This is a genomic window from Streptomyces sp. NPDC036815 (assembly GCF_055609205.1).
On sequence record NZ_JBVJPW010000020.1, the window covers coordinates 85464 to 97763 of the forward strand.

General features: G+C 73.2%; 13 protein-coding genes. 4 read left to right on the plus strand and 9 right to left on the minus strand.

Annotated elements, in window-relative coordinates; genetic code table 11:
• Positions 1 to 40: 40 nt before the first annotated feature.
• From ACZ69I_RS30850 to ACZ69I_RS30860, 3 genes are all read right to left on the minus strand, one after another.
• Positions 41 to 1255, minus strand: coding sequence for an acyl-CoA dehydrogenase family protein (locus ACZ69I_RS30850; protein ID WP_470835851.1), 1215 nt, complete (start codon positions 1253 to 1255; stop codon positions 41 to 43).
• 9 nt (positions 1256 to 1264) lie between these two features.
• The gene (locus tag ACZ69I_RS30855) at positions 1265 to 2311 is read right to left on the minus strand and encodes a phosphotransferase family protein (protein WP_470835853.1); all 1047 of its coding nucleotides are present in this window, start codon (positions 2309 to 2311) and stop codon (positions 1265 to 1267) included.
• A 154-nt stretch (positions 2312 to 2465) separates the two neighbouring features.
• Positions 2466 to 2762, minus strand: coding sequence for a hypothetical protein (locus tag ACZ69I_RS30860; protein ID WP_467680693.1), 297 nt, complete (start codon positions 2760 to 2762; stop codon positions 2466 to 2468).
• A 136-nt stretch (positions 2763 to 2898) separates the two neighbouring features.
• Between ACZ69I_RS30860 and ACZ69I_RS30865 the strand changes: the two genes are divergently transcribed.
• Positions 2899 to 3834 carry an NADP-dependent oxidoreductase gene (locus ACZ69I_RS30865; RefSeq protein ID WP_470835855.1) on the plus strand — a complete coding sequence of 312 codons (936 nt, stop codon included), beginning with the start codon at positions 2899 to 2901 and terminating at the stop codon, positions 3832 to 3834.
• Positions 3835 to 3861: 27 nt separating this feature from the next.
• Here the strand turns inward: ACZ69I_RS30865 and ACZ69I_RS30870 are convergent, their stop codons facing one another.
• The 6 genes from ACZ69I_RS30870 to ACZ69I_RS30895 all read right to left on the minus strand — a co-directional run bounded on the left by ACZ69I_RS30870 (position 3862) and on the right by ACZ69I_RS30895 (position 7619).
• Positions 3862 to 4194: a DUF202 domain-containing protein gene (locus ACZ69I_RS30870; RefSeq protein WP_470835856.1), complete on the minus strand. Its 333-nt coding sequence runs from the start codon at positions 4192 to 4194 to the stop codon at positions 3862 to 3864.
• Positions 4191 to 4583: a YidH family protein gene (locus ACZ69I_RS30875; protein WP_467680699.1), complete on the minus strand. Its 393-nt coding sequence runs from the start codon at positions 4581 to 4583 to the stop codon at positions 4191 to 4193. Before ACZ69I_RS30875 ends, ACZ69I_RS30870 begins: the two co-directional genes overlap by 4 nt.
• Positions 4584 to 4606: 23 nt before the next feature.
• Positions 4607 to 5143: an NUDIX hydrolase gene (locus ACZ69I_RS30880; protein WP_470835858.1), complete on the minus strand. Its 537-nt coding sequence runs from the start codon at positions 5141 to 5143 to the stop codon at positions 4607 to 4609.
• A 15-nt stretch (positions 5144 to 5158) separates the two neighbouring features.
• Positions 5159 to 5929: an SDR family oxidoreductase gene (locus ACZ69I_RS30885; RefSeq protein WP_470835859.1), complete on the minus strand. Its 771-nt coding sequence runs from the start codon at positions 5927 to 5929 to the stop codon at positions 5159 to 5161.
• Complete coding sequence (locus ACZ69I_RS30890; RefSeq protein ID WP_470835860.1) at positions 5926 to 6579, minus strand: TetR/AcrR family transcriptional regulator; 654 nt, start codon at positions 6577 to 6579, stop codon at positions 5926 to 5928. The genes ACZ69I_RS30885 and ACZ69I_RS30890 overlap by 4 nt, the downstream gene beginning before the upstream one ends.
• 152 nt (positions 6580 to 6731) lie before the next feature.
• Entirely contained in the window at positions 6732 to 7619 is an 888-nt protein-coding gene (locus tag ACZ69I_RS30895) for a DMT family transporter (protein ID WP_470835861.1), read from the minus strand.
• Positions 7620 to 7836: 217 nt separating this feature from the next.
• Here ACZ69I_RS30895 and ACZ69I_RS30900 point away from each other — a divergent pair, with 217 nt between their 5' ends.
• The 3 genes from ACZ69I_RS30900 (at position 7837) to ACZ69I_RS30910 (ending at position 12245) form a co-directional block, all read left to right on the plus strand.
• A complete protein-coding gene (locus ACZ69I_RS30900) occupies positions 7837 to 9501 on the plus strand; it encodes an FAD-binding dehydrogenase (RefSeq protein WP_467680709.1) in 1665 nt (554 codons plus the stop codon).
• Between the two features lie 168 nt (positions 9502 to 9669).
• Positions 9670 to 10632, plus strand: coding sequence for a hypothetical protein (locus ACZ69I_RS30905; protein WP_470835862.1), 963 nt, complete (start codon positions 9670 to 9672; stop codon positions 10630 to 10632).
• A gap of 47 nt (positions 10633 to 10679) precedes the next feature.
• The gene (locus ACZ69I_RS30910) at positions 10680 to 12245 is read left to right on the plus strand and encodes an APC family permease (RefSeq protein WP_470835864.1); all 1566 of its coding nucleotides are present in this window, start codon (positions 10680 to 10682) and stop codon (positions 12243 to 12245) included.
• Positions 12246 to 12300 lie beyond the last annotated feature (55 nt).

The following is a 12300-nucleotide window of genomic DNA, read 5'->3' on the forward strand; positions in this document are numbered from 1 at the left end:
CGGAGAAGGTACGCGAGGACAAGCCTGAGGGCAGCCGCGACTACCGGTACTTCCTCAGCTCCCGCCGCGCCAGCGAGCGCTGATGCACCTCGTCAGGCCCGTCGGCCAGGCGCAACGTACGCGCCGCCGCCCAGAGTTCGGCCAGCGGGAAGTCCTGGCTGACGCCGCCCGCGCCGTGCAGCTGCACCGCCCGGTCGAGGATGTCGACCACCGCGCGCGGGGTGGCGATCTTGATGGACTGGATCTCCGTGTGCGCGCCCTTGTTGCCGACGGTGTCCATCAGCCAGGCCGTCTTGAGGACGAGCAGCCGCAGCTGCTCCACGGCGACCCGCGCGTCGGCGATCCACTCCTGCACGACGCCCTGGTGCGCCAGCGGCTTGCCGAACGCGGTGCGCGCCACCGCGCGTTCGCACATCAGCTGGATGGCGCGCTCGGCCATCCCGATCAGCCGCATGCAGTGGTGGATGCGGCCGGGGCCGAGCCGCGCCTGCGCGATGGCGAAGCCGCCGCCCTCCTCGCCGACGAGGTTCGCGACGGGCACCCGGACGCGGTCGAAGACGATCTCGGCGTGGCCGCCGTGGTAGTGGTCCTCGTACCCGTACACCCGCATGGCGCGCCGCACTTCGAGGCCGGGGGTGTCGCGGGGGACGAGCACCATGGACTGCTGACGGCGGATGTCGGCGCCGTCCGGATCGGTCTTGCCCATCACGATGAAGATCCGGCAGTCGGGGTTCATCGCGCCGGAGATGTACCACTTGCGGCCCGTGATGACGTACTCGTCGCCCTCGCGCTCGATGAGCGTGGTGATGTTCGTGGCGTCGGAGGAGGCCACCTCAGGCTCGGTCATCGCGAACGCCGAGCGGATCTCACCGGCGAGCAGCGGCTCCAGCCACCGCTTCCGCTGCTCGTCGGTGCCGAACTGCGCGAGCACCTCCATGTTGCCGGTGTCGGGCGCCGCGCAGTTCAGCGTGGTGGGCGCCAACTGCGGGGAACGGCCGGTGATCTCGGCGAGCGGCGCGTACTGGAGGTTGGTCAGACCGGCTCCGTGCTCCGCGTCGGGCAGGAAGAGGTTCCACAGGCCCAGCCCGCGGGCCTCGGCCTTCAGCTCCTCCACCACGGCGGGGGTGCCCCACGGCGAGGCGAGCGCGGCGCGCTGCTCCTCGGCGACGGCCTCGGCCGGGTACACGTGCTCGTCCATGAAGGCGAGCAGCTTCGCGCGCAGCTCTTCGGTGCGGGCGTCGAATGCGAAGTCCATGGCTCTGTCTCAGCCTTCCTGTCGTGCCCGGAGGGCCCGTCCCCGGAGCGTGGCGCGGCCGTGCTCGATGAAGACGGGCACCAGCTCGCCGATGCGGTCGAAGCCCGCGCCGACCGTCTGCCCCAGCGTGTAGCGGTAGTGGATGCCCTCCAGGATCACGGCGAGCTTGAACCACGCGAACGCCGTGTACCAGGAGACGGCCGACACGTCGCGCCCCGAGCGCGCGGCGTACCGCTCGATCAGCTCGGCCGGGTCGGGGTGGCCCGGCGCGCCCGCGGTGGTGCTGACGGGGGAGTCGGGGACCTCCAGCTTCGCGCTGTACATGACGAGCAGGCCCAGGTCGGTGAGCGGGTCGCCGAGCGTGGACATCTCCCAGTCGAGGATGGCCTTGATCCGGACGTCGTCGCCGATGAGGACGTTGTCCAGGCGGTAGTCGCCGTGCACGACGGCCGGCGCGGGGGAGTCGGGCAGCGCGCGCCCGAGCGCGGCGTGCAGTTCGTCGATGCCGGCGAGCTCGCGGCTGCGGGACGCGTCCAGCTGCTTGCCCCAGCGGCGCAGCTGCCGGTCGAGGAATCCCTCGGGCCGCCCGAAGTCGCCGAGCCCGACCGCCGCCGGGTCCACGGCGTGCAGGTCGACGAGGGTGTCGACGAGGCCGAGTACCGCCTCGCGGGTGCGCTCGGGGCCGAGCGGCGCGAGCTCTTCGGCGGTGCGGTACGGCGTTCCGTCCACGAACTCCATCACGTAGAAGGGCGCCCCGATGACGGCGTCGTCCTCGCACAGGAGAACCGGCGCGGGCACCGGCACGTCGGTCGGGTGCAGTGCCGCGATCACCCGGTGCTCGCGCTTCATGTCGTGCGCGGTGGCCAGGACGTGCCCCAGCGGGGGCCGCCGGACGACCCAGCGGGTGGCGCCGTCCGTCACCGCGTACGTGAGGTTCGACCGGCCGCCCTCGATGAGCCGGGCGGTGAGCGGTCCGCCGACCAGGCCGGGACGCTCGCGGTCGAGGTGGCCGCGCAACTGGTCGAGGTCGAGGCCCGGCGGGTGGTCTGCGCTCATCTGCTGCTCCTGATCGGCGGGGTGGCTGCTGCCACCCCATGATGCCGACCAGTCGGTATGCCGTCCAGAGGCTACCGGGCGGTGAAGGAGCGCGGGGACCCGCGCGACCGGTCACGACCGGCCCGCGGATCCCCGGCGGACTCCGGGGGAGCGGTCAGTGATCGTCCCAGTGACCGTCGTGCTCCGCGTGCCGGTGCCCGTCGTGGAGGTAGTCGACGTGGTCGCCGTGCGTGACCGCGTCGTGGCCGCAGCCGTCCCCGTGCCGGTGGTCGTGGCCCTGGTGCGCGGTGTGGCCGGACGGCTCGCACTCGTCGTAGTGGTCGCTGTGCAGACGGTGCAGGTGGCCGTCGTGCGCGTAGTCGACGTGGTCGCCGTGCGGCACCTCGGGGTGGCCGCAGGCCGGGCCGTGGACGTGGTCGTGCACCGGGTGTTCGTGGTGGAGCGTGGTCATGACGCGCACCTTCTGTGGCTGCGGGAGAGTGGCTTGACCCTCTCAGGCTAGCCCCTGATGCCCGCTTAATTCCGTTATGGGAACCTTGTTGATGTTTCGATGACCTCCGCGACGGCGACCCTGTGAGGGGCACCCCATGAAGGCGATCAGCTACCGCAGCTACGGCGGCCCCGAAGTGCTCGAGTACGGGGAGGTGAGCGACCCCAAGGTCGGGCCCGACTCCGTCCTGGTGAAGGTGCGGGCGGCGGCCGTGAACCCCGTCGACTGGAAGTGCCGCGAGGGACACCTCGACGGACTCATCGACCCCGTCTTCCCCGTGATCCCCGGCTGGGACGTCTCCGGCGTGGTGGTCCAACCGGGCGCCTCCGTACCGGAGTTCGCCGTCGGCGACGAGGTCATCGGCTATGTGCGCGAGGACTTCCTCTCGCGCGGCACCTTCGCCGAGTACGTCGCTGCCCCGGTGCGCACCCTCGCCCGCAAGCCGCGCAACCTCACCTTCGCGGAGGCCGCCGGGCTGCCGCTCGCCGGGCTCACCGCCCACCAGGTCCTCACGCAGGCGCTGAAGGTGACCGAGGGGGACGTCGTCCTCGTGCACGCCGCTGCGGGCGGCGTCGGTTCGATCGCCGTGCAGCTCGCCCGGCACGCGGGCGCCCGCGTCATCGGCACCGCGAGCGAGCGCAACCACGACTACCTGCGCGAGCTGGGCGCCGAGCCGGTGACCTACGGGGACGGGCTCGTCGACCGGGTGCGGGCGCTGGCCCCCGAGGGGGTCGACGCGGCTTTCGACACGGTGGGCGGCGACACCCTCAGAGCCTCCGCCGCGCTCCTCGCGCCCGGCGGCCGCCTCGCGTCGATCGCGGACGGCGAGGTGATCGGCCTGGGCGGCCAGTACTGCTTCGTGCGCCCGGACGCGGCCGATCTCGCGCGCCTGACCGAACTGGCGGAACAGGACGTGGTGACCGTGCACGTCGACGAGACGTTGCCGCTGGAGCGGGCGGCCGAGGCACACCGCCTGAGCGAGGAGGGCCGCACCCGCGGCAAGGTCGTGGTGACGGTGGACTGGGAGGACTGACCCGGGGGCCAGGACCGCCGTCGGCGCTCACACCACCATCGCCGCCGCGCACACCGCCAGCGCGAGCGTGCACAGCGCGGCGGTCCGGGCCGCCCGGAGCGTCATCGTCCGGGGCTCGCGTGCCGTCAGGCCGACCATCCTGCGGTGCGCGACCGCCAGGAAGCCGAGCCACACCAGCAGACAGAGGGCGCAGGCCAGCACGTTCGGCGCGGTGGGCCCGCCGTGCAGCACCGCGCGCGCGGCGAGCACCGCGGCGACCGTGGCCGACAGCGTCGTGCGCCGCCAGGCCAGGCACGTGCGCTCGGGCTGCAGGCCCGGGTCCCGGAGCCGCGCGCCGGGCTGTTCAGCGGGCGGCGTCACCCCTCCCACCCGAACAGCACGACGATCACCATGGCGAGCGCGACCACCGCGACCGCCAGGCTCAGCACGGTCGGGAACCGGCTGGTCGGCAGGTCCTCGCCGCGCCGCATCGCGCGCTCGCACCGCACCCAGTGGTTGACCGCGCGCAGCGAGCACAGGACCCCCGCGCCGAGCAGCGCGAGGGCAAGGCCGATCCGCCAGGCCCAGCGCAGGTCCGGCAGGAACTGGTCCACGGCGAAGCCGCCCCCGATCAGCGCGAGGGCGGTGCGCAGCCAGGCCAGGAAGGTGCGTTCGTTGGCGAGCGAGAAGCGGTAGTCGGGGGTGTCGCCCTCCTCGCGGACGCGCTCGGGGGCGAACCACAGCCGCAGACTCCGTACGAAATTGCTCACGCCCGCACCATAGGCGGTGGTGATCACCCCGCGCGGAAGGCCCTCAGCCGGTGGTGGGCGGCGAGCCCGTCCGGCACCCACTCCCAGACGCCGAGCTTGCGCTCCAGCTCGTCGTCGGTGAGGAAGGCGTGCCAGGCGACCTCCTCGACCTGCGGATTCACCGGCAGGTCGCAGCGCACCTCGTAGAGGTAGGACCACCAGGAGTGCCCGGCCCCGTCGTCGTAGAGGAAGGAGAACAGCGGCGTGGGGCGTGCCAGGCCCTGGACGCCGAGCTCCTCCTGCGCCTCGCGCAGCGCCGCGTCGTCGCAGGACTCGCCCGCCCCGACCACGCCGCCCACGAACATGTCGTACAGCGAGGGGAAGACCAGCTTGACCGGCGTGCGGCGGTGCACGAACACCCGGCCCCGGGCGTCCCGCACCTCGATGAACACGCAGCGGTGGCGCAGGCCCCGCGCGTACACCTCGCCGCGCGGCGCCTCGCCGACGACCTCGTCGTGCTCGTCGACGACGGTCAGGATCTCGTCACGGGGGTCGGCCGGTGTCGCGGCGGAGTCGGTCATGCCGACCATCCAACCTCACTGCCCCATGACGTACTGCACGGTGGGCCCTGCCGTCCACCCGCCGTCGACGGCGAGCTCCGCGCCCGTCACGTAGGACGCCGCGTCGGAGAGCAGGAAGACCATGGCGCCCGCGATCTCGTGCGCCTCGCCGACCCGGCCCATCGGGGTGTTGGGGTACTTGCCCTCGCCCCTCTCGATGCCGACCTGGGCGGTCATCGGCGTGTACGTCATGCCGGGGTGGACGGAGTTGACCCGGATCCGGGCCGTGCCGAGCTCCACCGCGCCGATCTTGGTGAGCCCGCGCACGCCCCACTTCGACGCGCCGTACCCGGCGGTGAGCGCGAGACCCATCAGGCCCGCCGCGGAGGAGACGTTGACGATCGAGCCGCCCCCGGCCTCCTTCATCGCGGGCACGACGGTCTTCATGCCGATGAACACGCCGGTGAGGTTGATGTCGAGGACCTTGCGGAAGTGCTCGACGGACTCCGACTCGAGGAACTGGCCGGTGGATATCCCGGCGTTGTTCACCAGGCCGTGGAGCGAGCCGAACTCGGCGACCGCGTAGTCGGCGACGCGCCGCCAGTCCTCCTCGGACGTCACGTCGTGGTGCGTGAAGCGGGCCCGTTCGCCCAGCTCGGCGGCGGTGGCCCGGCCCTCGTCGGCGAGCACGTCGGTGAGGACGACGTTCGCTCCGGCGGTGACGGCCTGCCGCGCCGCCTCGGCGCCGAGCCCGCGCGCGGCGCCGGTGACGATGACGGTCCGGCCGGTGAGGTCGTGCTGGGTCATGGGGTGTCTCCAGGGGTGGGGTACGGGGCCCGCAGCAGCGCCGCGGTGGTCTCGACGAGGTCGGCGAGGAAGAGGTCCTCGCCGGTCAGGGGGGTGGTGCCCGCCAGGTACTGACGGGCGCGGTCGCCCAGGGCGGCGCCGATCACGGTGAGCGCGAGATCGAGCCGTTCCAGGCGGAGCGGCTCCGGGAGCCCCGGCGCCAGGTCGGCCACGCGGTCCTCGATCCGGCCGATCAGCGTCCAGTAGGCGGTGCCGTCGAGCGTGGGGTGCGGGGTGCGGGTGCGGACCCCGCTCTCGTGGCTGAGCTGGGCGGAGATGCGCAGACAGCGGCGTCCGCGCTCGGTGCGCAACTCGGTGGCCTCGGCGTTCACCAGGGCGGTGAGCAGCTCGCGCAGACCGGCCGCGGCCTCCCCGGCGCGTTCGAGTTCGGCGGTGAGCACCTGTTCCGTGCGGCGCTGGCGCTCCGCCATCACGGCGTCGAGCAGGCCGCCGCGCGAGCCGAAGTGGTACTGCACCGCGGAGGGGTTGCTCTGTCCGGCGAGCCGGACGATGTCCCGCAGCTGGGCGCCGTCCACGCCCTGCGCGGCGAAGACCTCCTCGCCGGCGCGCAGGAGCTTCTCGCGGGTCTGGGGACCAGAGGTTCGGGCCATGGACCCATTGTAATGCTGCCCATTATTAAACGGCTGTCCAAGGCATCCGCATGTCCAGCCCGTCCGGCGTTCGAGGACGAACCCGGCGAAGCCGGTGATGAACGGCAAGGTGGTCGACGGCGACGCGACGCGGCAACGCGTCGGCGGCGGCCTCAGCGCCGGCTGAGCTCCCGCACGGGCCCCCGGCCGTGCCCCGGCATCGCCGGGTGCATCCCCAGCAGCACCACTCCCGCCACGATGGCCGCGAGCCCCGCCGCCTCCCAGGCGAGCGCACCCGTGTCGGTCCGCAGCCGGTCGCCGAGGAAGCCCACCCCGCACGCGATCCCGGCCAGCGGCTGCGCGGCCGTGAGCGCGGGCAGCGACATCCGCAGCGGCGCCGTCTCGAAGGCGCTCTGCACGAGGACGAGCCCCGTGACGCCGAGGACGAGCACTCCGTACGGCTGCCACCCCGTGAGCACCTCGGCCACGCCGCCCTCGGCGAACCGGTCGCCGCTCACCCGCGTCAACGCGTCCTGCACGCCGTAGAGGAGCCCCGCCGCGGTCGCCAGGAGCACCGGCCCCGCGCCGAGCCGCGTCCGCTTCGCCCACGCGGTGAGGACCAGCGCCCCGCCCACCATCACGCCGACGATCAGCCAGTGCCGCAGCGGACTGGTCACCGCGTTCCCGCCGCGCGGCTCGCCCGCCACGATGAACGCCGTGACGCCGCCCGCGAGCAGCACCAGACCCGCCCACCCCTGGCGGCCGAGCGGCTGCCCGGTCTGCCGGCGGGAGAGCGCGAGGGCGAACAGGAGCTGGGTGGCGAGCAGCGGCTCGACGAAGGAGATCTCCCCGCGGCCGAGCGCGAGCGCGCCGAGCACCATGCCGCACACCATCAGGCCGATCCCGGCCAGCCAGCGCGGCACCCGTACCAGGTCGAGGAGGAGCCGCAGCGAGAGGAAGTCGCTCAGCGGCGCCCTGCGCGCCACGTTCTGCTGGAGCACGAAGCCCAGGCCGAGGCAGCAGGCGGCGCCGACGGCGAGGGCGAGTACCAGGACCGACACGTCACATACCTGTGGGTGGGGGAGGAGGGGCCAAGCCGGGGTGGCAAAGCGCGACTTGGCCGACGATAGCGGCGATCCCCGCGCGCCGCTCCCCGGATCTTGACGAGTTCCCCCGCTCTGTCGGTTGACGTGCGTCACTCGGCTGTTCAGGATCTGACCTGTCCGGGATCTGACCGGTCGGTAACCTTGCGGGACCCTGTCGAGGAGGACGAGCTACATGGCGTACGACGCAGATGTGATCGTGATCGGGGCGGGGCTCGCCGGACTCGCGGCGACCGCGGAGCTCGTCGACGCGGGGCGCCGGGTCATCCTCGTCGACCAGGAGCCCGAGCAGTCGCTCGGCGGCCAGGCGCACTGGTCCTTCGGCGGCCTCTTCTTCGTCGACTCGCCCGAGCAGCGGCGGCTGCGGATCAAGGACTCGCACGCGCTCGCCCTCCAGGACTGGATGGGCACGGCGGCATTCGACCGTCCGGAGGACCACTGGCCGCGCGAATGGGCCGAGGCGTACGTCGATTTCGCGTCCGGCGAGAAGCGGTCCTGGCTGCACGGGCAGGGCGTGCGGTTCTTCCCCGTGGTCGGCTGGGCCGAGCGCGGCGGCTACGACGCGCAGGGGCACGGGAACTCGGTGCCGCGCTTCCACATCACCTGGGGGACCGGCCCCGGGCTGCTCGCGCCGTTCATCCGGCGGGTGCGCGCCGGGGCGGCGCGCGGCCTCGTCCAGTTCAGGTTCCGGCACCGCGTCACGGGGCTCGCGCGCAGCGCGGGCACCGTCGACACGGTCACCGGCGAGATCCTCGAACCCTCGGCGGTCGAGCGGGGCAAGGCCAGCAGCCGCGCGGTGAACGGCGCCTTCCAGTTCCGGGCCCAGGCGGTGATCGTCACCTCGGGCGGCATCGGCGGCAACCACGACCTGGTGCGCGCCCACTGGCCCGAGCGGCTCGGCACCCCGCCCCGGAAGATGATCTCCGGGGTGCCCGCGCACGTCGACGGCAAGATGCTCGGCATCGCCGAGAAGGCCGGCGCGCACCTCATCAACCGCGACCGGATGTGGCACTACACCGAGGGCATCGAGAACTGGAACCCCATCTGGGAGCGGCACGGCATCCGCATCCTGCCGGGCCCCTCGTCCGTGTGGCTGGACGCGCGCGGCGACCGCCTGCCCGTGCCGCTGTTCCCCGGCTTCGACACGCTCGGCACCCTCGCCCACATCATGAGGACGGGGTACGACCACACGTGGTTCGTGCTCAACCAGCGCATCATCGGCAAGGAGTTCACCCTCAGCGGCTCGGAACAGAACCCCGACCTGACCGGCAGGTCCGTGCGCGGCGTCATCGACCGGGCGCGCGCCGATGTCCCGGGCCCCGTCAAGGCGTTCATGGACCACGGCGTCGACTTCGTCGTGGAGAAGGAGCTCGGCGCCCTGGTGCGCGGCATGAACGCGCTGACGGCGGACTCGGCGGGCCCCCTCATCGACGAGGCCGCCCTGCGCCGCACCCTTACCGCGCGCGACCGCGAGATCGCCAACCCCTTCACCAAGGACCTCCAGGTGACAGCCATCCGCGGCGCCCGCAAGTTCCTCGGCGACCGGCTGATCCGGGCCGTCGCGCCGCACCGCATCCTCGACCCCGCCGCGGGCCCGCTCGTCGCCGTGCGCCTCAACATCCTCACCCGCAAGACCCTCGGCGGCCTGGAGACGGACCTCTCCTCGCGCGTCCTGACCGAGGGCGGGCAGCCCCTGCCCGGCGTGTACGCGGCCGGGGAGGCCGCCGGGTTCGGCGGCGGCGGAGTCCACGGCTACCGCTCGCTGGAGGGCACCTTCCTCGGCGGCTGCCTCTTCTCCGGACGCACGGCGGGCCGCGCCGCCGCGCGCGCGGTGGACTGAGCCCGCGCACGCCGGACCGGGCCGGGCCGGGCGAAGGGCGAAGTCTGCGGATTCTGAAACGAGTTGGTGAAGGCGGTACCGGCGGCGGGCCTTGACGTGGAGCAGTGCCTACCGGTTTGCTGTGCGTGATCATCCGTACGCGAGCCGCGCCGGGAGGGACGTCCCGCGGTGCCACCACCCCCACCCCCACTGGGCCGTTCCCGCAGAAAAGCCACGAGGCACACCTTCGACGCCGCGCTCGACGACGCCGAACTCGCCGCTGCTCGCGCCGCGTTGGCGCAGGGCCGCTGGACCGGGGTCCGTGCGCTGCTCGCCGCGACCGGCGATGACTGGGACCGCAGGGGCCACCGCTTCGACGTGCTCGGACAGGAGCCCACCACCAGCGCCTGGGCGCGCGACTGGCGGCTCGCCGAACCCGAGAGCCACGACGCCGAGGTGCTGTTCGCCTTCGCCGCCGTGCACAAGGCGCTGCGCGGCAAGGAGCGTTCGGACCGGGTGCGCGAGCGGTGCCGCGAGGCCGCCGCGCGCGTTCCCGCCGACCCCACGCCCTGGCTCGCGCTCCTCCTGCTCGAACGCTTCCTGGGCCGCGAGGAGGACGTCGTACGCCTCTTCGACGAGGTCCGCCACCGCCACCCCGAACACCACCACGCCCACCACCTGATGGTGGCCCGGCTCGCCGAACGGCGCCCCGGCGCGGGCCAGGACCCCCTGCACGAGGTGTACGACTTCGCGGCCTGGGCCGCCGAACAGGCGCCCGCCGACTCGCCCCTCGCGGTCCTGCCCGTCGTCGCGCACGCCGAGCGCTACCGCGTCCTCGCCACCGCGGGCCTGGAGTCCGCCGACCCCGCCGCGTCCGGGCACTGGACCGGACGGCGCGCCCGCGGCGTCATGAAGGCCGCCTTCGACTGGTGGCTCGGACGGGAGGGCCCCGAAGGCCCCGGCCACCCCCGCTGCCACATCGACCTCAACTTCCTTGCCCACGCGAAGTCCTGCGAGGGCAGGGCGGCCGAAGCCGCCGCGCTCTTCCACCGCATCGGACGGCACGCGACCCCGGCCCCCTGGTCGTACCCGGACCGGGACCCGTACGCGGCGTTCACCGCGGCGCGGGCCACCGCGTTCGGCCCGTCCTGACCCGCCGTCCGTCCCCCGATCAGTACCTCCGAAAGGACAACCGCGCCATGGCGAAGGGAAGTTCGAGCCCGAGCGGCACCAGGTCACCCGGCGGCCCGGCGGCCGACAGCGGGATCAGCACGTACAAGGGTCAGGAGCGGGCGCTGCGCGCGGGCCGCCTCGGCACCGCGGGCCTGCTGCTCTCCGTGCTCGCCGCGACCGGCCCCCTGATGGTCGTCGCGGGCGTCATGCCCACCACGTACGGCGTGATGGGCGTCGTCGGACAGCCCCTGCTCTTCCTGATCCTCGGCGTCGTCCTCGCGCTGTTCAGCCTCGGATACGCCGAGATGAGCCGTCATGTGCACAACGCCGGCGCCTTCTACGCGTACATATCCCGCGGCCTCGGCGGCACCGCGGGAGCGGGCGCGGCGCTGGTCGCGCTCGTCGCCTACAGCGCCCTGCAGGCAGGCCTGTACGGACTGCTCGGTTTCGAGGTGTCCGGGCTCCTGAAGACGTACTTCGAGGTCGACGTCGCCTGGTGGATCCCGGCGCTCGTCACCGTGGCCCTCGTCGCCGTCCTCGCCTGGCTGAAGATCGACCTCAACGCGCGCGTGCTCGGCGTCCTGCTCCTCATCGAGGTGGCGCTCGTCGTCATCTTCGACATCGCGGCCGTCACCGACCCGGGCAAGGAGGGACTCTCGCTGCACGCCTTCAACCCGGACACGCTCACCGGCGCGGGCGTCGCCACGTCCCTCTGCTTCTGCATCGCGGCGTTCACCGGCTTCGAACAGGCCCCCGTGTACGCCGAGGAGACCAGCCGCCCGCAGGTCGTGGTGGCGCGCGTGATGTTCTTCGCGGTGGGCTTCGTCGCCGTCTTCTTCGCGCTCAGCTCCTGGGCGCTCACGGTCGCGGCGGGCCCCTCCGGCATCGTCCCCGCGGCGCGGGAACAGAGCGCGGGACTGCTCTTCGGCCTGACCGAGTCCCGGCTCGGCGGCACCTTCACCGACGTGCTCCACGTACTGTTCGTGACCGGCATGTTCGCGGCGATCCTCAGCTTCCACAACGTCGTGGCGCGCTACGCCTTCGCGATGGGGCGCGAGGGGCTGCTGCCCGCCGCGTTCGGCCGCACCAACACCTCCACCGGCGCCCCGGGCACCGGCTCCCTGCTGCAGACCGTGGTCTCGGTGGTCGTCGTCGTGGCCTTCGCCGTCGCGGACGACGGCACGGCGGGCGACCCGACCGCGCCGGTCCTGCACCTGTTCACCTGGGGCGGCAACATCGGCGCGCTCGGCGTGATCCTCCTGATGGCCACCGCGTCCGTCGCCGTGATCGTCTTCTTCGCCCGCAGGGGCGCCGCCCGCGCCCAGGCCTGGCGCATCGCCGCCGCCGCGCTCGCCGCGGTCGGACTGCTGATCATCGCCGGGTACACGGTCAGGGACTTCGACGTCCTGGTGGGCGCGGGCGAGGGCTCCACGCTCAGCTGGGCGCTGCCCGGAGTCATCTTCGCCGCGGCGCTGATCGGCGTCCTCCACGGGGCGTTCCTGCGCTCCCGCAGCCCCGAGGCGCACGCGCGCATCGGGCTGGGCAACGAGGCGTTCCAGCTGGAGAAGGCGTCCTCGTCACCGGGGGCGTGAGGCGGACGCACGGAGCTCGGTGAATCACCGGCTCCGCCGAGTCCGTCCTCAAGCG

Coding starts and splice junctions, on each gene's coding strand:
- ACZ69I_RS30885 (WP_470835859.1), bottom strand. CDS start 5,929: ATGACCCAGCACGACCTCACCGGCCGGACCGTCATCGTCACCGGCGCC.
- ACZ69I_RS30865 (WP_470835855.1), top strand. CDS start 2,899: ATGAAGGCGATCAGCTACCGCAGCTACGGCGGCCCCGAAGTGCTCGAG.
- ACZ69I_RS30890 (WP_470835860.1), bottom strand. CDS start 6,579: ATGGCCCGAACCTCTGGTCCCCAGACCCGCGAGAAGCTCCTGCGCGCC.
- ACZ69I_RS30860 (WP_467680693.1), bottom strand. CDS start 2,762: ATGACCACGCTCCACCACGAACACCCGGTGCACGACCACGTCCACGGC.
- ACZ69I_RS30855 (WP_470835853.1), bottom strand. CDS start 2,311: ATGAGCGCAGACCACCCGCCGGGCCTCGACCTCGACCAGTTGCGCGGC.
- ACZ69I_RS30850 (WP_470835851.1), bottom strand. CDS start 1,255: ATGGACTTCGCATTCGACGCCCGCACCGAAGAGCTGCGCGCGAAGCTG.
- ACZ69I_RS30880 (WP_470835858.1), bottom strand. CDS start 5,143: ATGACCGACTCCGCCGCGACACCGGCCGACCCCCGTGACGAGATCCTG.
- ACZ69I_RS30900 (WP_467680709.1), top strand. CDS start 7,837: ATGGCGTACGACGCAGATGTGATCGTGATCGGGGCGGGGCTCGCCGGA.
- ACZ69I_RS30910 (WP_470835864.1), top strand. CDS start 10,680: ATGGCGAAGGGAAGTTCGAGCCCGAGCGGCACCAGGTCACCCGGCGGC.